Here is a 19,799-nt window from a genome sequence, read left to right on the forward strand (position 1 = left end):
CTCCTACTCTAATAATCCTTTATACATTACTGAACCAAAACTATTCATCGCGTTAATTTGCTCGTCACGTTGCCCGTCTTGAGACATTACTACGATGACAAAGGCGCCCTTTTGATTACCAAAAATTGCAGCGTCATTTTCCACTCCGTAATCGTCAAATTCCCCGGTTTTGTTGTAAACCGTGGCCTCAGCCGGCAAATCGTGCGGCAACTTAGTATGATTTTCATTTTGCTTCAAAATAGTTAGCATTTCTTCGTCATACTTTCGGGAAACCATCTGATGGTTATAAATTTTCTTTAACGCGGTGCCCAAATCCTTAGCAGACGTGTAGTTGTCCTTACCATCTTCCAAGGCATCCGTGTCCATCAACATCCGCTCTAACTTGGTGTCGGTGGCTCCCATTTTATCAATCTGATGGTTAACGGCCGCCATGCCGCCTAACTTGCGAATCATGATGTTTGCCGCGGTATTGTCGCTGTCTTCCATCATGTAGCCGATCAAATCCTTAATGGGAATCTTGGTTCCGTCCGCCATTTCCCGCAGTTTACCGGTACCGTCTACCTTATCGCTATCAGTTAACGTATAGTCATCTGATAAGCTTAATTCCCCATCTTTGACTTGTTGGTAAGCCGCAATCATGACAAATAACTTAATGTCGCTTGCCGCCCGTTGCGGTTGGTCATTGGAGTCAACTTCGGTATCCGAATCAACCGGCGATACGTAAACGGCAGTATCTCCCGAAATGTCACCAAACGCATCCTGAATAGTACCTTCCACGGTGCTCTTAGGAAACGCCAAATGCTTTTTAGTTGGCGCCGACGAAGTCTTTTTCTGAGATGCCGTTGACGCGGAAGACGCCGATTTTGACGAGGCAACCTTTGCCTGATCCGAATGCGTAGCGCCAGATAAGATTGTGGGATTATTTTTGTAGATAAAAAAGCCCACGAATCCAATCGCTAAAATTATCCCTGCCGTAATCCAAAGCCATCCCGTGCGCTTCTTACGTTTTACTGCTGCTTGGTGTTCTTCCCGAGTCACGCTAGGTTCGACCGGTGCAGTTTGCTTAGGATCCGGTTGCTTAGGTGCTGGTTGAGGCGCCGTCGATGCATTTTGCGAGGTCACTGGAGTTGGTTGCGTCGCTGGCTGACGTAACGCGGTTCCACACTTTCGGCAAAACTTAGCTCCAGGCTTATTCTTTGTTCCACAATTTTGACAAAACATTGCTACCCTCCTAGTGTTATTAAATACACATATCTTCAATAAATATTATCATAGTAAGGAAGTCACCGAAAGCTCTCCATTTAAAATAATTTATTTTCGTTGTTTATCAACCCTAATCAAAAAGAATCGGCAATCACTCCAATCGCCCATCCCTTTAATTTCTTAGATATGTTTACCAAAGATGCTTTTATATAGCAATATTTGCTTAGCTAATTTTTCTCTAAATTGCATTCGCAAATTAAAATAAACTTTATCGAGGCGTTTTATTAGTGTTCAAATTTACTACATGATATTATTAAGCCATTCACAAGAGGGAATAAATATTTACGAGGGAGGGTGTCTCCGATGGGCGCGGCATTCCGTACTGTATAAACCAACCTAGACTAAAAATTTATAACCATTTCAGCTTTGTACTTATGTATTTAATACGTGATTATGGAAACGTTTACCAAAATTCTTACGACGAAAGGAAGTGTTTCAAATGAAAAAATCGATGCTAACCGCCCTAATCGCTTTAGGATTCATTACCCCAATTATCACTAATACCGGAGCTTCGGCTGTTGAATTCAACCAAAACGAACCTAATGCTTCAGCAATTATTCAAAAAATAAATCAGCAGCAACAGAAACTGCCGAAACTCTCGGAAAAGCAACTTAAAATCCAAGACAGTGACATTGCAACTTGGATGCCTAATCCTTCCTTACGCGAAGCTATTTTAGGTTTACTAATTCAGAACGGCTACCTCCCGGAAGGCAGCACCGTTAATGATATTACCAAAGACCTACTGGCTTCCGTGGATGATGGTTCAATTTTTGATATTGATATTGATACGTTTGCCGGAAGTGAGATCACCCCTAACATAGGTGAAGGGCTCCAATACTTCAACCCTGAAGCTCGAGTAACCATGGAAATCTCAGTAGCGGATGATTCCCGAGCAATGCAGATCAACTTCGCTCAATTGCACGAAAATGTTGATAGGTGGGATATTCTGGTGATTAATCCTGATAAGGTTGGTAACTCCCAATTAGCTCAAAAAATAATCGACGCAAAACTTCCCCCAAAGGGAAATGTTAAAACTCTTCCTAGCGTTTATTATTTACGCGCAAACTACACTAAAAATAGTAATCACATAGCACCTATCTTTACTGAATCAATTGATATCAGCAATTCTCTTTCTCCAACCATCAACGTAACTAATGATGATTTTTGGAAAGAAATTGATCAATCCCTATTTTTAAACTCCGTAGTAAATAGTGCCTTAATAGCTAAATCTAATGACTATGCGATTCTTTCACCTGGTAGTTTTTTCTCATTTAACCAAACTTCAGAAGGCAACTTCTTGGGGACCCTTCCAGACACAGAAGCAATTGTAGATGCGATGGACCGCGTAAATAACGCCCCTCAAGCTTATTACACGCTTTTGCTACAAACCAATCTTTACCACGATAACCAACACCAAGAAATTTTATTAGGCAGTTCAATTTACGCAGATTTCCACAAATAATCGAATTTATCAATACCCAAACGAAGGGAAGTGTTTCAAATGAAAAAATCGATGTTAACCGCCCTGATCGCTTTAGGATTCATTACCCCAATTATCACTAATACCGGAGCTTCGGCTGCTGAATTCAACCAAAACGAACCTAATGCTTCAGCAATTATTCCAAAACTAAATCAGCAGCAACCAAAACTGCCGAAACTCTCGGAAAAGCAACTTAAAATCCAAGACAGCGACATTGAAACTTGGATGCCTAATTCGACTGTGCGCAAGCTCATGCTAGAAATGCTTATTGCGCATGACTATCTTCCAGAAGATAGCACGGTTAATGACATTACTAAAGATTTACTTGGCTCAGTTAGGGCTTACGACGTATTTTCCTTTGAAATTAACGCTTTTAGGGATGGACAGATTACCTCTGACGTTGGTAAAGGACTCCAATATATTAATCCAAAAGCTATCGTAACGATGTCCCTCGCCGACGCAAATGAAACTCAACTAATGCAAGTTGATTACGCGCAACTTCACCAAAGTGTCGATCAATGGGGTGTTTTCATTATTAATCCCGACAAAATTGCTAATCCGCAATTAATTCAAAAGGTAAAGGATCTTCCTATTAAAACTGCTGATCCTACTCGTCTACCTGAAATTTATTACTTGCGCGCAAACTATGCTGACACTGACACATCAGTGGCAGGTGTTCCTACCAAAACTATTGACATCAGCGAAAACCTTTTTCCGTCCATCAATTTGACTGAAGATGACTTTTGGAAAGAGAACGACCGTTCACTGTTTACACGGCACACCATGCTTAGTTATTTGATAACCACGGATAATTTCAAAGTTGTTCCTGATTTTCACAATTTTACGGAAGTTTCTGAAGGTAATTTCGTAGGAACCCTCCCCGAAACGGAGGCAAATGTCCGCGCCATGAAGGACGTCGCTAACGATCCGCAAAATTATTACACTCTGTTTAGATATCGCAATATTTATGATGATGGACAACACCAAGAAGTTCATTTAATTAGTAGTATTTACGCAGATTTCCACAAATAACTCACCGCATCACCCCAAACCAAAAAACTAGCAAAGGTAGCCAATTAGCTTGCCTTTGCTAGTTTTTAATTGTCCGCATTAAATACATCCATTCAAAATTTGAAGACGCATTTCACTAATCACTTGCTAAATTATCTAATTTAGGTTACTGTGTAATAGCATAGTAATACACAAAGGGAGGCACGTAACATGGATTTTGATGACAAGATTCCGATTTACTACCAAATTAAACAATACATTTACCAAGAAATCATCGTGGGCCACTTCCCCCCGGGATCTAAAATTCCCGCAGTTCGCCAGTTTGCGGTTGATTTGACGGTTAACGTAAACACCATGCAACGGGCCTTGCGAGAACTTATTCAAGATGGCATTTTAATTTCTCAACGTGGAAAGGGGAACTTTGTTACGGAAGACCAAGCTGTTTTACAAAACTTACGCCAAACTGTAGTGGAATCCCAACTTTCGCAGTTGTACGATCACTTGCTTAGACTACAAATAGAGCCAGATGAGATGGTGACCTACTTGTCCCGTTACATTGCCAAGAGAAAGGATGATGATCATGGAAAATCTACTGAACATTAAAAATTTAAGCTACCAACGTAACCTGCATTCAATCTTGAAAGATCTCAATCTCGAACTTCCTCAAGGTGAAATTGTTGGTTTGCTTGGCGCTAACGGGGCGGGGAAAACCACCCTAATGCGCTTAATTGCGGGCAGTTATTTTTCTCGCCAGGGCTCCATTATGATCAACGGGGACTCCCGATTACCCGCTCGAAAGAAAGCCGTTAGTTTTACGGAGCAAATTAGTACCATTTCTAACAGCCAACGGTTATTTAAAATTGCGGAAGATTACCAACTAATGTACCCTGATTTTGATTTATCCCGCTTCAATCATTTGTTAGACAACCTCAATTTAAAACTAGATGCCCGGCTCAACCAACTATCGAAAGGTAACCAGCGTAAATTGGTAATCGCAATTACCCTTGCGCGGCAAACTGATTTGTATTTACTGGACGAACCGTTTGACGGGATTGACGGGATGAGTCGTAAAAAAATCATTAGCAGCATCATTGGCTGGAAACCGGAAAATGCCACAATAATTATCAGTGACCACCACGTTACCGACATTGCCAACCTACTTGATGAAGTCGTCATCGTGCGGGACCAACGCGTGATTGCCCAAGAAAGTGCCGACACGATTCGCGAAACGCTCGGTAAAGATATCGAGTCCTACTACGAAGATTTTTACAAGGAGGATGTCGACTATGACTAAATTTTTTGATTTAACCAAGGTAATGTTCCGAGACAAATTCCGGCTTACTAACCAAGTGCTTGGCTTTAGCGTACTGGCCTCCATTGTCATTACGCTGTATGAAATGGTCCGCGCATCCGCATCGACTGATCAGCTTTTTGTCACCTTTGAATCAGTTTTGACGCTAGCTAGTATGGTTATTTATATCCTGCTGACCATTCGTAACGAACGCGTCTACACCGCTAGTTCATACCGGTTAATTCCGATTTCGAATGGTAAATTATATTGGGCAAATTTGATCACGACCTTCCTTAATTTTGCTTACTTTATCTTATGTATTGTTGTCTTTGCCTTTATTTTCCAATGGCACGTGACGGTCACTACATTTGCGGAAGGATTTTCAGGATCCACCTTTATGCTAAACGTTTCAATTTTTCTGACCCTTATCTTCGCAATCCTAAACTTCTGGGCCTTAATCACGTTAGTACATCTACTTACCGAAGTGATCAGTAACTTCTTACCAAAGATTGGGCAGAAAACTTCAAAAATCGTTTTGGTAATCGCCATTTTGTATATTTTAGGATTAATGGCGGACTTACTAAGCAACGTACTTATGACAGTTGTTCAACACAACTCTAATTTAATTGATGCCCACGCTGATTTGTATTATTACTTGAGCCCATTCTACGTACTGATAGCTTTGCTGATTTTTTCTGCAATCAACATCTACTTGCTATCTAGTTGGGTTGAAGCTAAACCGAAAACTAACTAGTTGGATAATTTAAATTTTCTCACTAAAAAGCGGGAGCCAGAAATTCACAATGAATTTCTGGCTCCCGTTTTTTGCTCTAATTAAAAAAATTGCTGAAGATTATTGCTAATTTGTTCAATTTCAGCGGATGATATTTTTTCCATCACTTGCCCATTGGAGCGCTTAGTGGGATCCACTGTCCGAACGTGTTGCAATAACGCCGTCCCTTGAATATCGCCCTGATCAATTGGGATAAATAACGGCGATTTTACATACTTTTCCGCGACCCGGTATTTTTCTGCCGTACTGATTGGTACAACAAGTACCGTATTGAAATAACGATTGTAATGATTATTACTAACTACCAAACAAGGACATCTTTTTTTCGTTTCTGTTCCCTTAGCTGGGTTTAAATCAATCCAGATTACATCACCTTGGCTTAGCTTCATCAGTCAAAATCTTCGCTTTCTAAGTCCGTTCCCCAGTCAACTTCCGGAGTATTAACTTTTCCATACTTTTGAGCTTGCTGGTCAACCACTTGCCATAAATCCGGCTTACTTTGAACAATCATTACCGTTCCGTTAGGCTCAATTTGCCATTCAATCGTGTCAGCAGATTTTACGTTTAATAAGTCACGAACCGTCTTTGGGATTGTAACTTGGTTTTTGCTAGTAATTTTAGAACGAACTTTAGTTAAGTTTTTTGCCATCATCGTCGCTCCTTTTTCCTTACTTATTCCTTACTGTACCACTATAATAACACGAACTGTAGATTTAGTTATCTATTTTACTTTTTCCGTTCTTAACTACAAAAATACGCAAAAGGAGCCAGAAATTCGCAATGAATCTCTGACTCCCGCTATTTTTTATCATATTATATGGTAGTTTTTAACCCTTCATCTTGCCGCCAAACACTGGGAAAATGTCGGCATCCCCATAATCCATCCCGTGCATTTGCTTCAAGGTTGTCATATCAGCGTCACTAATTTCAAAATCTAGCTCTGCGTTAGCACGCATATGGTCTGGATTAGCGGTCTTTGGTAAAACAACCAATCCTAATTGCCATGCGTAGCGAATTGATAATTGCGGTACGCTAACGTTGTACTTGTCGGCCATTTGTTTAATGGCTTCGTTATGCATTGCGGCACCATGAGCAATTGGCGAGAAGGCTTCAACCACAATGTCGTTAGCTTGCGAGTAATTAATTAAGTCTTCTGGCGTCGCCCCAATGTGAGTCAAAATTTGGTTAACCATTGGCTTGGTATCACTGTGTGCTGTAAGGTTATCAAGGTCTTCCTTTTCAAAACTGGAAACCCCGATTGCCCGTAGTTTACCAGCGCGCATGGCATCCTCTAGAGCACGCCAAACTTCCACGTTGCCCGCAAAATGGCGGTCGTTAGATTGGTTAACTTCGACCCATGGTTGCGGATTATGAATAATCATCATGTCCAAGTAGTCTAACTTCATTTTCGCTAAGGTTTCGTCAATCGACTTCTTCGCGCCTTCGTAGTCTTTAATTTCTGCAGCCACTTTCGAGTTCACGAAAAGGTCTTCGCGTTTTATGCCAGCGGTTCGAACACCTTCACCAACCCCGCGTTCGTTACCATATGCTTGTGCGGTATCAATGTGCCGGTAGCCGATTTTAACGGCTTGCCGCACCGCTTCGGCAACTCGATCATCCGGAATTTCCCAAGTTCCTAATGCTAACTTAGGAATCTTTACTCCATTATTTAACGTAAAACTTTCTTCAAAAATGTTCATCTCAAAATTCCTCCTAAACTTCTTGACCCGTAGGCCGAATTACCATTTCATTAACCGCCATATTCTTAGGCGTGTCAATCACAAAGGCTACTGCTTGGGCGATTTCTTCTGGTTCCAATGCCATCATTTCCGCACCCGGCTGTTTTTGAGCCTCCTTTAAACTTTCACGAACCTCTTTATTATTAATTGAATTAAACAATTCTGTTTTTACCGATCCCGGAGCAATTACGGTCGTCTTAATACCATTTTGGCGTTCTTCTTCACGTAAGCCTTCCATAATTGCGCGTACCGCAAATTTGGTTCCTGAATATGCTGCATAACCAGGCAACACTTCGTAACCCAGTACTGAAGAGGTCGAAATTACGTGACCGAATTTTTGCTTGCGCATCACTGGTAAAGCAGCCGCGATTCCGTTAAGAACGCCCTTAACATTGATATCGAGCATTTGCTGCCATTATTGGTGAGCAAGCTCGCACAAATTGTTAACCGGCATGATCCCGGCATTGTTAAAAAGTACGTCAACCCGGCCAAATTTTGCCACAGTATGATCAATTACTGCTTGTACTGCGGCCATGTCGGTTACGTCAGCTTCCACGGTTTCGATTGAGGCCTCTGGATATGCTGATTTAATTTCTTCCAATCGTGCTAATCGCCGCGCAGCTAGGGTTAGTTTAGCGCCGCGTTCTGCTAAAAGCCGGGCAGTTGCCGCGCCAATTCCACTTGAAGCTCCCATAATCATTACTACTTTATCTTGCAAACTCATCTCAAAATTCCTCCTAATCCCTAATCTTCTTGATTACGCGGGCAGGCACTCCCGCTACTACGGTATTTTTCGGTACGTTTCGGGTCACCACGGCACCCGCGGCCACCACTGCGTTTTCGCCAATTACTACCCCGGGAGTCACCGTCACGTTAGCCCCTAGCCAGGCATTTTGGTGAATGTACACCGACTTCAGGTTCAAATGCCGTCGTTCCTGCGGTGCCATCCGGTGGTTAACCGAAGCAATGGTTACGTTAGGCCCAATTAAAACGTGATCGCCCAAATAAATTCCGCCTAGGTCAACAAACATGGCCCCGCTATTAATGAAAACATCTTTTCCAATATGCAGGTTCCGGCCAAAATCCGTGCGAAACGGTAACCGAATTTCGGTGCTGTCATCAATTCGTTCGTTAGTGATTTGACTGACCAGCTGACGGATTTCAGCAGCCGAATGCTCCTGAGTATTTAACTGTTGTAAAAGTCGTTGATTAGTTTTTACCACTTCGTCAACTTGACTATAAGCGGCGGTACCTAAATCCAATTTGGATTCCAAATGCTCATCCCCTTGCTACTCAAATAACTGATTGACTATAGTTTAGCGGGGTTTTATAGTAATGTTAAATACTTATTAAACATGATTTTTGATAACATTTTGTTATAGTCAGGAGCTAACCATCATGGATATTCGCGTATTACGCTACTTCGTCACCATCGCTCAAGAGTTAAACATGTCCCGGGCTGCCGAGTTACTCAACGTTTCCCAACCCGCGCTTTCACGACAAATTGCTGACTTGGAAGACGAACTCGGGGTTAAACTTTTTCGCCGGGAGCACCGCCATTTGGCCTTAACTCAGGAAGGTCACTATCTTCTGGGCCGTGCCCAACAGATTGTGGGGTTGGTTAATAAGACTACCTATCACCTCCAAAAACAAGATGTGATCAGTGGCACGATTGAAATCGGCGCCGGGGAAAGCAGTGGAATCACGCCCCTTATGGAAACTCTCCACCAAATCATGCGCCAATATCCGGAAGTTCGGGTGAATTTGCGGAGTGGCGATTATGAGGACATTTTAGCCGGGCTAGATGCCGGGCTTTTGGAATTCGGCGTTCTCATGGGCTATCATAACCTCAATAATTACAACACCCTCCAGCTTCCCGAAGAAAATCGGTGGGGAGTGCTAATGCGAGCGGATGCCCAACTTGCTGAAAAGGACGTGATCCAGCCAATCGACTTGGTTGGCCGTCCGCTAATCACCTCCCGGCAGGCTGCACAACGGGGAACTTTCCAAATCTGGAGCGGGGAACTTTTTAACCAGCTTAACTTTGTCGGCACGTACAACCTCATCTTTAACGCTAGTCTGCTAGTTCAAACGGGCGCGGTAATGGCGCTGACCTACGATAAATTAATTGATCATTACACTACCAAGGATGACCTCGTTTTTCGGCCCTTGGCGCCCGCGGTTGTGGAACCTAACACCCTGGTGTGGAGTAAAAATCACCAGTTACCTAACTTAAATCGCCTATTCTTAGATACTTTGCAAAAAGAAATTGCTAATAATGATTAGCAGCTTGCACCATTAACCTTTAATAGTGTTAAGCTAGAGGCGGAGGCGAGGTTTATGGTTCAAATTAATTGTCGTACCAACGTTGCTAACCAAGTTGTACGGGCTTCCGATCATTCAGCCTGCTTGGTCACCGCGAAACCAGATTCAGAAAATAAATTCTATTTTCATTTTTATGGTAACTACCACCCAAGTTTTGCCGTGACTCGGACTGCCCAACAGGATCACCTACAAGTTCGCACTGACGGGGTTACCCGCCGGGAAACTTTCCAAGTTAACTTTGTTTAATTTGGATAGTCTTCCAGATCTTGTGCAACCACCACAGGCTCCAAAATCTTCGCTATTCGCGATAATAGCGGGGATTTTTGTCTTCCTTAGAAACTAAAAAAACGATTCAATACGAATCGTTTTTGGCCGGAATTATTTTTTCAAAACATATTAAATATCCTACTTAAAATGGTAGCAAGTCATCAAATGATTGTGTTATACTCTAAATGCAATCATGTGGCAAGCATAGAATCACCAAGACCCCGACTAGGACCAGTAGTCGGGGTCTTTTTTTGCGCTATGCGGGTGCATCATTTCGATTTTACTTTCCTTATCAATTACCGGTTATCCAACCAACCGAATTAAATGGGCCACTAAGCCGCTGTCCCAGAAAACGTACAGCCCGATCAACACGTAGCAAACCTTCATCAGTTTCTCGCCATATTTTTCCATCACTTGGCTGACGAGCGAATTTTTGCTAAGTAAATTAATCACGAGGACGGCCACCGCGCTCAATCCCAAGATCAATAACAGGGCAACGAAAAATTCAGCAAGCTGGGCGTGCATTAAAACTGGCAAAAAGATTGCCAGGTTGCATCCCGTACATACGGAAAGGTAGGTCACCAAAACCGTCCCGACCGCCGAAGCACCGGACTGGGTCGCGTTAACTTCGTCATCGTCATCCTTAATTGCTAGGTAAATCGGCAAGAACCCGAGCACTCCCAGTAACCATTCCGGCAAAAAGGCGGAGAGGGTTTGGCCAATTAAATAACTCGCCGTCACCAACAGCAACGTGCCTAGCAAATATCCCCCTAAAACTGCGGACAACCGGTACTTGCGGACCAAAAACAACAGCATAAAAAAGAAATCTAAATTGACGCTAAGAAAAGTTAGTCCAATAATTACAAAATTCACTTTGCTCCCCCGTTCATAAAAAAAGAGGACGGTCCTAATTGCTTTGCCGTCCTCCTAAGTTGATTAAAGTTTAAATTACCGCACGACCGTTACCGTAATCGGAGCGTATTTTGCCATGTATGCGGCTTGGCTCCCAAAACGGCGAGCAATGCCCTTTTTCGATTCCGCGCCAACCACCAATAAATCTGGTTTAACCGCGGGAATTACTTCTTCAACAATCGTCTCACCGGGATCGCCTTCCGTCACCACGCAACGGACGTTGGTAACGCCAGCATCTTGCGCCTGCTTTTGGTAGGTCAAAATGTGTTGTTCTAATTCAGCTCGTTCCCCATGAATGTAATCCTTGTCGAGGGCTTGGAAAACGTTCATTTCGTCGTTTTCCAGCACCGAAACAATCACCAATTCGCGGTTGGCATCTTTCGCCAAATTAATTGCGTAGTCAAAAGCCAACAAAGCGTCTTTAGAGTCGTCCACTCCAACTAAAATTCTTTTCACATCGAAGGCCATTATGCCGCCTCCTTTGCGTTAGCTTTTTCTGCAAGTTCAATTTCGTAACGTTTATTTCCCTTGTACAATTCAATTACCGTCCACGCGAGTAATGCCAAAACGGCCACAATTAACGCGTAGGCAATGTCGTGAGCCATGCTAATTTCCGCTGCACTGGCATTTTCGCCGAAGAAGGCCGCGATTGAATCTGGTAATCCAGTTAGGTTCAAGTAAGTTAAGAAAATTACCGAAATCCAGCCTAAAATTCGGACAATCCAGCTGTTCTTAAACCGGTCGCCCATTTCTACGCGACTGTCGGTCATCATCAGCAACGGTACCATCGAGAATGGTAACGCGAAGGCCAAGAAGACCTGCGAATTGTTCATTAAGTTGTTGAGGGCTTCGTGTTCTTGAATGGTGCCCTTCCCACTAGTTATCATTACACAAATTAATACTGGCACTACCGAGATCAACCGGGTAATCAAACGCCGGGCCCATAACGGCATCCGCATGTGCACGAAACCTTCCATGATTACTTGCCCGGTCAACGTTCCGGTAATGGTAGAATTTTGACCCGAAGCCAAGAGGGCTACCGCAAAGAGGGTCGATAGAATTCCGGTCTTAGCGACCCCAATCAAAATTCCGTTACTTAACGTCGAAGTGTCGTTCAAAGCGTGGAACAACCCGAAGAAGGACGGGTCTTGTACGGCACCGGTCTTAAATACGGCCACTCCCATTACTAACAGCAGTGCGTTAACCACGAAGGCAAACGATAACTGAATGTTGGAATCCCAAGTGGAAAACCGCACGGTCCGTGCTACGTCTTCTTCATCATCGTGGTTAATCTTCCGCGTTTGCGAAACTGCCGAATGCAAGTACAAGTTATGCGGCATTACGGTAGCTCCGATGATTCCTAACGAACCGCTCAACGGGGTCATGCCGCCCACCGTTGGGGTTGTTGCAAATGCTTTAGTCGTTGGAATCAATCCGCCAAATACTGCGCCCCAGCTCGGATGCGAAAGGGCTACTTGGTAGACGAAGACGACCAAAATCACCATGATTAAACAAACCACGATGGCTTCGATTTTCCGGAAACCGATCTTGGTTAACAATAATAGCAATAATACGTCAAATACGGTGATGAATACCGCCACCACGAGCGGAATATGGAATAACAAATAAAGCGCGATTGCCGCCCCGATAACTTCTGCGATATCGGTCGCCATGATCGCCAACTCCGTTAATATCCACAAGACGATTCCCAGTGCTCTACTGGTCCGCGCCCGAATTGCTTGGGCAAGGTCCATCTGACTCACAATTCCCAGTTTAGCCGCCATGTATTGTAACAACATCGCGATTAAACTCGAAATCAAGATAATCGACATTAGCATGTACTGGAAGTTTTGCCCCCCAGTGATTGATGTTGACCAATTACCAGGGTCCATATAACCTACCGCAACTAATGCGCCTGGCCCCGAATACATAAACAAAGTTTTCCAAAAACCAATATTTTTAGGAACCTTAACCGTCCCGTTGATTTCCTCCAACGACCGGCCGTTTGCGTACGAAATTAATTTTCGCCGCTTCTTAGGGTTCTTGATCTCGTTACTCATTTTAAATTCCTTCCTTTCCTCAATCTTGAACCACAGCAATCATAACATATAAGATTTCTTTGACAACCCCGCAAAATGCCTTTAGACGGGCATTCAACTGCTAGATTCACTTTATAAATCAAGTCTGGAAGCGATTTTTTGAGCTTACTAAAATAATTTTCCGATGTAGTAATGAATGAACATCGTGATGATCCCGACAATTACATTACGGATGACCGCTTTTTTCGGCAAACCGTTTCCCAGTTTAGAACTCAAGAAGCCGGTCAACGCTACGGAAAACACCGTCGCAATGATGGTCGCCTGCATTTTAAAATCACTAGGTGCGAGGGTCATCGCCACTAAAGGAAAGACCCCGCCTAGCGCTGCAGAAAATAGTGACGAAATTGCCGCGCCCCACGGAGTTAGGTATTCGTCTAAATCCATGTCGTAACGCACGTCGACCGCCGTTTTTAACGGTGCGGTATCCATTAATGAACGGGCAATTTGGTGCGCAGTCTCTTCCGTAACCCCTTTTTCCATGTAAAAATTCGCCACTAATTCATATTCGGCTTCCGGATCAGCCTTTAGCCGGAGCTTTTCTTCGCCCACGGCCGCTTTTTCAGTATCGCGTTGGGAACTTACCGAAGCATATTCGCCCGCTGACATCGAAAAAGCACATGACAAAAGGTCGGACAAGCCGGCAATAAAGATGATGAATGGGTTGGTGGTGGCCGCAACCACACTAAAAAGAACCCCGACTACCGTCAAAATTCCGTCGTTGGCGCCCAGCACACCGGCCCGCAACATGTTTAATTTGTTATCCATACTCATTTTAGTTTTCTTTTTCATGTTCATTCATCCCCTTACCGCGCGAAAAGTGAGCCAATCAGGTAGGTCGCGCCCATCGTTAATAGTCCGGCAATCACGTTGCGGACGACCGCTCGCCGCCGGACCGCCTTCCCGATCACCGCCGCGGCGTAACCGGTAATGGCGAGGGCAACCACCACGGAAACTACGGTTAGCGGCACCCGAATACTGTGTTTAGCAAAGGTAATCGTCAGTAATGGTAATAACGAACCTAACGAAAAGGCAATCATGGAAGCAATCGCCGCTTGGTAAGGACTGGTAAAATTGTGCATATCAAAGCCGTAACGTTCACGCACGGTCGTTAATAGCGCATCTTTTTCCATCATTTCTCGGGCCGCTTTTTGGGCTAAGTCCTCGGGAATGCCAGTTTTTGCGTACTTTTCGGCAACAAAATCAAGTTCCTTTTGGTAGTCCTCTTCAAGTGCTTGACGTTGGTGGTTAACCGCGTTTTCCTGCGAGTCCTTTTGGGAATTTACGGAAACGTATTCGCCCATCGCCATGGAAACCGTTCCGGCTAACATCCCCGAAATGCCGGAAATAAAAATCGCAAAGCTATTGGTCGTCGCCCCCGCCACGCCCAACACAATTCCGGCTACCGATAGGATCCCGTCGTTGGCCCCCATTACGCTGGCCCGAATTACGTTAATTTTTTGTGCTAACGTATTTTGCTTCGCCTTTTTACTCATCCAATTTCTCCCCATTCTGTTCGCTAATTTAGAATCATTTTAAATTACTTATCAATTTTACTTCTTCCCTAACGGATTTGTAAAGACGCTTTTCTCAAGAAGCCGAAATTAGAACCAGTGTTGCCGAAAACTGCTAATTTACGCGGTCTTTAAGTTAAATTTGAACTTCATTTTTAACTTAAATTGAACTTCAACCGGGTTAATTGAACTTGAATAGCAATGTTTTTTCCTCTATAGTGGTTATTTATATAAGGTGTCTCGTCTTCAGAACACCCAGTTTTCCTCGTCAATATTGAACACTCACTAACGAGTAATGACGTTAGGGAATCTAATAATAGTACCTAACTGACCTCAATTATGGTTAGTTAACCAACTAATTCAACAAGGAGCTTTTAATGCTACTATCGTTAATTTTAATCTTAATCTTGATTTCGGCCTTTTTTTCCGGCTACCGGCGCGGACTAGTTGCCGAAATCATTTATCTAGTGGGTTATTTAATTGTGTTTGCGGCAGCCAAAAACTTCACCGCCCCCTTTGCCGAATTTCTCTCCCGTACTTTTGGGAACGGGAGCCACGACCCGTTGACTAATTTAACCACGATGAACGCCGTTTCCTTCATCTTCTTGATGCTTGTGGGCTGGATTGTGATTCGCTTAATCGTCCGGTTTTCACAAATGATCACCTGGTTGCCCGTCATTCATCAAGTCAACGGCTTGGCAGGCGCCGTCGCTGGATTCGTAATCAGTTATCTGATTACCTTCATTGTTTTAAGTATTAGTCAGTTTGTGCCAAATGATTTTTATCAAGAACAACTGTCCCAATCAATTGTCGCGCAATCGATTTTGGCAAAGACACCGGCAATTTCTTCCAAGGTAATTAACAATTACATTCTGGATACGCCGCAGACGCGTGACGTACTTTAAATTAAGGAGTTGCGAATATGGACCTCACGATTATTAAAAAATATATCGCCACCTACCTATCCTCACCGACCACCCGTTTAACTACGGTCGACACCCCGCGAGTGGGAATCAAAGTCGTTAAGGGCGATGAGGAAACTTTCTTCTACCCTAATCCGGAAGAGCCAAACGCCTTCTTCGAGGAGTTCGGTGCACACCGTTACCTTCACCAATATGATGCAGCGAAGAAAGCATTTACTACACAAGAACTATAAAATTCAAACCATTCGATCCGCGAGTGGGACGAAAGTCGGGTAGTTTGCGAGCATTACATTAACTGAAAATTGGCCATTATGCTTAATTTTGCATAATGGCCAATTTTTTGGTTAAGCGGAACAAACTGACTTTTGGTACCCGTTTCGGCGCCATTGAAGTCAAAACAACTTTTTAAGGACCTTTTCAGTCTCGTATTTTCGTTCTTCCATAAAGGTAAACTTAAAACACCTAAAAAATTTAATAGGTAAAAGACCGTGGCTTCGCCGAGGTCGTAATTAACAAAGGGCAGTCAACCACGTAAATCGCCCCCTTTTCGTCGTTCGCTACCCTCCTAGCGTTTTAAATACCGCACTTTCTCTGCTAGAATAACAAGAAGAACAGTTATCTAGGAGGCCCTTTATGGCGAGCATCACCAAAACGTATCGTTTTATTTTTAAACATTTACTTAGCTATCTCAGCCTATTTATTACCAGTATCGTGGTGATTTACGCGGGCATTATCCCGCTTTTCACCTTGATTGGCAGCATCATGTTGCGTTTGGCGGGGGTGCGCTACCTTTCCAACACCAATTTCCTTGAGGTGGTCACCAACCATCCGTTTTTGGACATCGGTTGCCTACTCCTGATTCTCGCCGTGATCGTCGCCATTTACTGGCAGGTGACCTTCTTATTTCTAGGCATTATGCAGATTAACCAAGGTAAAAAATTAGCCTTAAATTCGCTAATCACCCTTTCTTTCCAACGGGTACGGCATACTTTTGGTCGCGCGGTCGGTTACTTATTAATCTATTGTTTAATTATCCTGCCGTTTGGGGGGCTGGGTATCTCGACTCCGTTATTGAACAAGGTGCGGGTACCCGACTTCATTATTAACTATTTTCTATACGAAAATCGGCCCCTGCTTTTAGTGCTGATTTTGCTTTACTTAGTTACTTTTTACTTAGGAATTCGATTCTTCTTGGCCCTTCCGCTGATTATCCTGGGACGCAGTACGGGACACCAAGCCGTCCAGAAAAGCTGGCGGTTAACCAAATTGAACTTCAAAACCATTGTTAAGCAACTGGGATTGTTAATCGTAGTCAACGTCGGTCTGTCAATTTTGGGACAGGCGCTTATTTTAGCGCTTCAGGCTCTGGCTGACCAACATCTCCCGGCTTCCTGGGACTATTGGGCAGCTTCCATCAACCTGCTCTTAATTGAGCTGGTACTCCTGTTAATGAGCATCGCCTTAGGAACTGGTTCATTGATGATCATGGCTGACCAACTCAAAAACCAAGCTAGCTTCGTTACTAGTAGCCGGCAGCTCAGCAATCAGCTCCAACGGCTTAGTTATCAATCAGGCAAGCATTGGTGGTTTAAGGCCTTGGCGGGGGTTTTATTCTTGGGAATCCTCGGCTTTAACGCCCTTTACCTGAACGGCTTTTTCACTTCCACGCCGTTAACCATTTCTCACCGCGGAGTTAACGCGAAAAATGGGGTGCAAAATACCATTCCAGCGCTGATTAACACCAGCCGGTTGCATCCCGATTTCATTGAAATGGACCTGCATGAAACTAAGGACCATCAGTTTGTGGTAATGCACGACGAGAACTTGAAACAATTGACCGGCGTTAATAAACGGCCGCATGACTTGACGCTTCGGCAAATTACCCGCTTAACTGCCCGGGAAAACGGGACTTCTGCGAAGGTTGCCAGTTTTGACGACTACTTAGCAACCGCCGAACGTTTGCACCAGCGCTTACTGGTGGAACTTAAGACTACGAAACGGGATTCTTCCAATTCCATTACCACCTTTAATAAGCGCTACGGTAAACGCCTCGTGGCCAACCACGACGAGGTCCACAGTCTAGATTACGATGCCGTCGAAAAGTTAAAAACCTTGAACCCTAAGCTCCAAGTTGGCTACATCCTGCCATTTAACTTTATCGGCGTGCCGCAATCTAAAGCCGATTTTTATACGATGGAGCATTCTACCTTGAATAACTCCTTCTTAATTACCGCCCAGCTTACCGGTCGCAAAGTTTACGCTTGGACGGTTAACGACCGCGACGTCATGGCCAAACTGACCTTCATGGGCGTTAATGGGATTATTACTGATAATTTAGAAACCCTTCAGCGCACGATTCAACAACTTAATCACCACCCGAACTACGTTAGTCGACTGCTGAACTTCACGGTTGAATTAGGGTAAAAAAGAACGTGCGTCAAAAGCCGGGTAATTTATGAATATTTAACTAAAAATCGACTATTATGTCTAAATTTGGCATAATAGTCGATTTTTAGTTAAGCGGAACAACCGGACTTTTAGTGTAGTCGAAACACCAAAGTGATTTTTCCTCCGCTTTTTAGCATAGTTATTCTGGTTCATCTAACAACCAATCTACAACGTTAATTACCGCGATGCCGTCAATTTCCTTAATATCCGGATAATACTTTTGCGTAATTAAGATTTTTTGGTGGTTATTTCGTAAATTTAATAAATTGTCAGTCTCATGGGTGTTTTCTGGAATTTCATACGTTACTTGAATATATATAATTTCATCATGTTTTCGCGCAATGAAATCAATTTCCTTACTCTGGAGTTTGCCTACGTCGACTTTGTAGCCCCTTCTTAGCAGTTCCACGTAAACGATGTTTTCTAGTTGTCCTGCATAATTACCGGGACGTTGACTTACCGCATACCGCCGTAGCCCGGGGTCAACGATGTAATATTTCCCCGTAGTTCGTAAATAACCTTTTCCACGAATGTCGTACTGCCGAGCTCGGTAAAATAGGAATGCATTTTCTAGTAATTTCAAATAATTTTCAATTGTGTGGTTAGAAACCTTGATTCCCTCACTCTTGAGGACATTCGCCACGTTAGCCGGTTTAACCAGTTGTCCCGTATTATCAGATAAAAAATCTACTAAGGCTTTTAAAGATTCTTGATCCCGAACTTTAGCCCGCATTGACACGTCATTAAGAATGATTGTGTCAAAAATTCCCGATAAAATCGTGTCCTTAATTTCTTGATTTGCTAGAACAACTGCTGGAAAACCACCAAACTGCTCATATTCTTGGAAAGCTTGATCAACTTCCCTTGATTGCGGGTCAATTTCTTTAGCCGTTAAAAATTCTTGGAAAGAAAAGGGGTAAATTGGAATTTCAACGTACCGCCCGCTTAGTAGGGTCGCAAGTTCCCCAGACAACATCTGCGCATTGGAACCGGTAATTACAATATCACAATTATAGCTAGCCCGAATCCCATTAATTACTGCTTGCCAACCGTCAACCATTTGAATTTCATCAAACATCAAATAAAGGCGCTGTTTTTTATTTAACTTTGGCTTAAGTAATTCAATTAGCTCATTTTGATTACGGACTCCTAAGAGTTCAAATTGTTCAAAATTAAGGTAAATTATTTGGTCGCTCTTAATCCCGTTGCTTAGTAAGTAGTCTCTATATAACATTAGTAATACCGACTTACCCGAACGTCTCACACCCGTGATCACTTTAATTACGTCCGTGTCTTTCAACTGAATTAATTTTTTTAAATAACTCGGTCTTTTAATCATTTACTTGCCCCCTCATTGACGCTTATCTTTGGTTCCATCTTACGTCTTTTTATTATCAAATGGAAGTATATTTCCATTTAGTAGTAATTTTGTAAAAAATGGAAGTATACTTCCATTTTTGGAGAAATAAAACGATTTTGGAAGTACACTTCCATTTTTAATTATTGAAAGCAGACTAAAGGGGCTTTCCTATTGGCTATGCTGCACAGCCTAAACGTGCTCCACAACCCAACTTCTTCCGGTTAATAAAATCCCGCCGTCAATCGCCTAAATCGCGATTGTACCTCAATTCCGTTACGCTTCTCTGCTGCGTAGTCGAAATGAGCTCCAGCCCCTAGCTTTCTCCGGTTAACCAAAATAGGGAACCAATCGCCTAAATCGCGATTGTACCTCAATTC

The 19,799-nt window shown here is 43.3% G+C and carries 21 protein-coding genes and 1 pseudogene; 10 read left to right on the top strand and 12 right to left on the bottom strand.

Features of this window, described 5'->3' with window-relative positions; genetic code table 11:
• Window positions 1-3: 3 nt before the first annotated feature.
• Window positions 4-1,221 (bottom strand): serine hydrolase, encoded by a 1,218-nt coding sequence (locus I6H64_RS08615; protein ID WP_008842314.1) that lies wholly within the window; start codon window positions 1,219-1,221, stop codon window positions 4-6.
• A 481-nt stretch (window positions 1,222-1,702) separates the two neighbouring features.
• Here I6H64_RS08615 and I6H64_RS08620 point away from each other — a divergent pair, with 481 nt between their 5' ends.
• The 5 genes from I6H64_RS08620 (at window position 1,703) to I6H64_RS08640 (ending at window position 5,799) form a co-directional block, all read left to right on the top strand.
• The gene (locus I6H64_RS08620) at window positions 1,703-2,725 is read left to right on the top strand and encodes a hypothetical protein (RefSeq protein ID WP_036685857.1); all 1,023 of its coding nucleotides are present in this window, start codon (window positions 1,703-1,705) and stop codon (window positions 2,723-2,725) included.
• A gap of 30 nt (window positions 2,726-2,755) precedes the next feature.
• Entirely contained in the window at window positions 2,756-3,775 is a 1,020-nt protein-coding gene (locus I6H64_RS08625) for a hypothetical protein (RefSeq protein ID WP_008842316.1), read from the top strand.
• Window positions 3,776-3,964: 189 nt separating this feature from the next.
• Complete coding sequence (locus tag I6H64_RS08630; RefSeq protein WP_005919935.1) at window positions 3,965-4,357, top strand: GntR family transcriptional regulator; 393 nt, start codon at window positions 3,965-3,967, stop codon at window positions 4,355-4,357.
• Window positions 4,335-5,048, top strand: coding sequence for an ATP-binding cassette domain-containing protein (locus I6H64_RS08635; protein ID WP_036685861.1), 714 nt, complete (start codon window positions 4,335-4,337; stop codon window positions 5,046-5,048). Before I6H64_RS08630 ends, I6H64_RS08635 begins: the two co-directional genes overlap by 23 nt.
• A complete protein-coding gene (locus tag I6H64_RS08640) occupies window positions 5,041-5,799 on the top strand; it encodes a hypothetical protein (protein ID WP_036685863.1) in 759 nt (252 codons plus the stop codon). Before I6H64_RS08635 ends, I6H64_RS08640 begins: the two co-directional genes overlap by 8 nt.
• A gap of 80 nt (window positions 5,800-5,879) precedes the next feature.
• Here the strand turns inward: I6H64_RS08640 and I6H64_RS08645 are convergent, their stop codons facing one another.
• From I6H64_RS08645 to I6H64_RS08665, 5 genes and pseudogenes are all read right to left on the bottom strand, one after another.
• Entirely contained in the window at window positions 5,880-6,227 is a 348-nt protein-coding gene (locus I6H64_RS08645; RefSeq protein ID WP_008842319.1) for a type II toxin-antitoxin system PemK/MazF family toxin, read from the bottom strand.
• Complete coding sequence (locus I6H64_RS08650; protein ID WP_005919922.1) at window positions 6,227-6,490, bottom strand: AbrB/MazE/SpoVT family DNA-binding domain-containing protein; 264 nt, start codon at window positions 6,488-6,490, stop codon at window positions 6,227-6,229. Before I6H64_RS08650 ends, I6H64_RS08645 begins: the two co-directional genes overlap by 1 nt.
• Window positions 6,491-6,665: 175 nt before the next feature.
• Entirely contained in the window at window positions 6,666-7,538 is an 873-nt protein-coding gene (locus I6H64_RS08655) for an aldo/keto reductase (RefSeq protein ID WP_008842320.1), read from the bottom strand.
• A 13-nt stretch (window positions 7,539-7,551) separates the two neighbouring features.
• Window positions 7,552-8,301 (bottom strand): annotated as a pseudogene (locus I6H64_RS08660) (SDR family oxidoreductase).
• A 13-nt stretch (window positions 8,302-8,314) separates the two neighbouring features.
• The gene (locus tag I6H64_RS08665) at window positions 8,315-8,851 is read right to left on the bottom strand and encodes a DapH/DapD/GlmU-related protein (protein ID WP_005919915.1); all 537 of its coding nucleotides are present in this window, start codon (window positions 8,849-8,851) and stop codon (window positions 8,315-8,317) included.
• Window positions 8,852-8,975: 124 nt separating this feature from the next.
• Between I6H64_RS08665 and I6H64_RS08670 the strand changes: the two genes are divergently transcribed.
• Together I6H64_RS08670 and I6H64_RS08675 are read left to right on the top strand one after the other, a co-directional pair.
• Window positions 8,976-9,863, top strand: coding sequence for a LysR family transcriptional regulator (locus I6H64_RS08670; RefSeq protein WP_008842386.1), 888 nt, complete (start codon window positions 8,976-8,978; stop codon window positions 9,861-9,863).
• A 54-nt stretch (window positions 9,864-9,917) separates the two neighbouring features.
• Window positions 9,918-10,148: a hypothetical protein gene (locus tag I6H64_RS08675; protein ID WP_002830799.1), complete on the top strand. Its 231-nt coding sequence runs from the start codon at window positions 9,918-9,920 to the stop codon at window positions 10,146-10,148.
• Window positions 10,149-10,472: 324 nt separating this feature from the next.
• On the opposite strand, the gene I6H64_RS08680 is transcribed toward I6H64_RS08675, so the two are convergent.
• The 5 genes from I6H64_RS08680 to I6H64_RS08700 form a co-directional block, all read right to left on the bottom strand.
• On the bottom strand, window positions 10,473-11,042 hold the full coding sequence (locus I6H64_RS08680) for a cadmium resistance transporter (RefSeq protein WP_008842387.1): 570 nt from the start codon (window positions 11,040-11,042) through the stop codon (window positions 10,473-10,475).
• Window positions 11,043-11,117: 75 nt separating this feature from the next.
• Entirely contained in the window at window positions 11,118-11,549 is a 432-nt protein-coding gene (locus I6H64_RS08685; RefSeq protein WP_008842388.1) for a universal stress protein, read from the bottom strand.
• Window positions 11,549-13,141: an Nramp family divalent metal transporter gene (locus I6H64_RS08690; protein ID WP_024862751.1), complete on the bottom strand. Its 1,593-nt coding sequence runs from the start codon at window positions 13,139-13,141 to the stop codon at window positions 11,549-11,551. Before I6H64_RS08690 ends, I6H64_RS08685 begins: the two co-directional genes overlap by 1 nt.
• Before the next feature lie 147 nt (window positions 13,142-13,288).
• Window positions 13,289-13,975, bottom strand: a complete 687-nt coding sequence (locus tag I6H64_RS08695; RefSeq protein ID WP_008842390.1) for a VIT1/CCC1 transporter family protein — start codon at window positions 13,973-13,975, stop codon at window positions 13,289-13,291.
• Between the two features lie 8 nt (window positions 13,976-13,983).
• Entirely contained in the window at window positions 13,984-14,673 is a 690-nt protein-coding gene (locus I6H64_RS08700; RefSeq protein ID WP_005919901.1) for a VIT1/CCC1 transporter family protein, read from the bottom strand.
• A gap of 395 nt (window positions 14,674-15,068) precedes the next feature.
• Between I6H64_RS08700 and I6H64_RS08705 the strand changes: the two genes are divergently transcribed.
• The 3 genes from I6H64_RS08705 (at window position 15,069) to I6H64_RS08715 (ending at window position 18,038) form a co-directional block, all read left to right on the top strand.
• Window positions 15,069-15,596: a CvpA family protein gene (locus I6H64_RS08705; protein WP_005919898.1), complete on the top strand. Its 528-nt coding sequence runs from the start codon at window positions 15,069-15,071 to the stop codon at window positions 15,594-15,596.
• A 17-nt stretch (window positions 15,597-15,613) separates the two neighbouring features.
• A complete protein-coding gene (locus I6H64_RS08710) occupies window positions 15,614-15,847 on the top strand; it encodes a hypothetical protein (RefSeq protein WP_008842392.1) in 234 nt (77 codons plus the stop codon).
• A gap of 400 nt (window positions 15,848-16,247) precedes the next feature.
• Window positions 16,248-18,038, top strand: a complete 1,791-nt coding sequence (locus I6H64_RS08715) for a glycerophosphoryl diester phosphodiesterase membrane domain-containing protein (RefSeq protein WP_056985229.1) — start codon at window positions 16,248-16,250, stop codon at window positions 18,036-18,038.
• A gap of 163 nt (window positions 18,039-18,201) precedes the next feature.
• On the opposite strand, the gene I6H64_RS08720 is transcribed toward I6H64_RS08715, so the two are convergent.
• The gene (locus tag I6H64_RS08720; RefSeq protein WP_008842395.1) at window positions 18,202-19,401 is read right to left on the bottom strand and encodes an ATP-binding protein; all 1,200 of its coding nucleotides are present in this window, start codon (window positions 19,399-19,401) and stop codon (window positions 18,202-18,204) included.
• Window positions 19,402-19,799 lie beyond the last annotated feature (398 nt).

The organism is Pediococcus acidilactici (genome assembly GCF_016127815.1).
GTDB classification, from domain to species: domain Bacteria; phylum Bacillota; class Bacilli; order Lactobacillales; family Lactobacillaceae; genus Pediococcus; species Pediococcus acidilactici.

Coding starts and splice junctions, on each gene's coding strand:
- I6H64_RS08650 (WP_005919922.1), bottom strand. CDS start 6,490: ATGATGGCAAAAAACTTAACTAAAGTTCGTTCTAAAATTACTAGCAAA.
- I6H64_RS08630 (WP_005919935.1), top strand. CDS start 3,965: ATGGATTTTGATGACAAGATTCCGATTTACTACCAAATTAAACAATAC.
- I6H64_RS08685 (WP_008842388.1), bottom strand. CDS start 11,549: ATGGCCTTCGATGTGAAAAGAATTTTAGTTGGAGTGGACGACTCTAAA.
- I6H64_RS08635 (WP_036685861.1), top strand. CDS start 4,335: ATGGAAAATCTACTGAACATTAAAAATTTAAGCTACCAACGTAACCTG.
- I6H64_RS08675 (WP_002830799.1), top strand. CDS start 9,918: ATGGTTCAAATTAATTGTCGTACCAACGTTGCTAACCAAGTTGTACGG.
- I6H64_RS08705 (WP_005919898.1), top strand. CDS start 15,069: ATGCTACTATCGTTAATTTTAATCTTAATCTTGATTTCGGCCTTTTTT.
- I6H64_RS08715 (WP_056985229.1), top strand. CDS start 16,248: ATGGCGAGCATCACCAAAACGTATCGTTTTATTTTTAAACATTTACTT.
- I6H64_RS08695 (WP_008842390.1), bottom strand. CDS start 13,975: ATGAACATGAAAAAGAAAACTAAAATGAGTATGGATAACAAATTAAAC.
- I6H64_RS08640 (WP_036685863.1), top strand. CDS start 5,041: ATGACTAAATTTTTTGATTTAACCAAGGTAATGTTCCGAGACAAATTC.
- I6H64_RS08710 (WP_008842392.1), top strand. CDS start 15,614: ATGGACCTCACGATTATTAAAAAATATATCGCCACCTACCTATCCTCA.
- I6H64_RS08645 (WP_008842319.1), bottom strand. CDS start 6,227: ATGAAGCTAAGCCAAGGTGATGTAATCTGGATTGATTTAAACCCAGCT.
- I6H64_RS08655 (WP_008842320.1), bottom strand. CDS start 7,538: ATGAACATTTTTGAAGAAAGTTTTACGTTAAATAATGGAGTAAAGATT.
- I6H64_RS08615 (WP_008842314.1), bottom strand. CDS start 1,221: ATGTTTTGTCAAAATTGTGGAACAAAGAATAAGCCTGGAGCTAAGTTT.
- I6H64_RS08720 (WP_008842395.1), bottom strand. CDS start 19,401: ATGATTAAAAGACCGAGTTATTTAAAAAAATTAATTCAGTTGAAAGAC.
- I6H64_RS08670 (WP_008842386.1), top strand. CDS start 8,976: ATGGATATTCGCGTATTACGCTACTTCGTCACCATCGCTCAAGAGTTA.
- I6H64_RS08620 (WP_036685857.1), top strand. CDS start 1,703: ATGAAAAAATCGATGCTAACCGCCCTAATCGCTTTAGGATTCATTACC.
- I6H64_RS08700 (WP_005919901.1), bottom strand. CDS start 14,673: ATGAGTAAAAAGGCGAAGCAAAATACGTTAGCACAAAAAATTAACGTA.
- I6H64_RS08690 (WP_024862751.1), bottom strand. CDS start 13,141: ATGAGTAACGAGATCAAGAACCCTAAGAAGCGGCGAAAATTAATTTCG.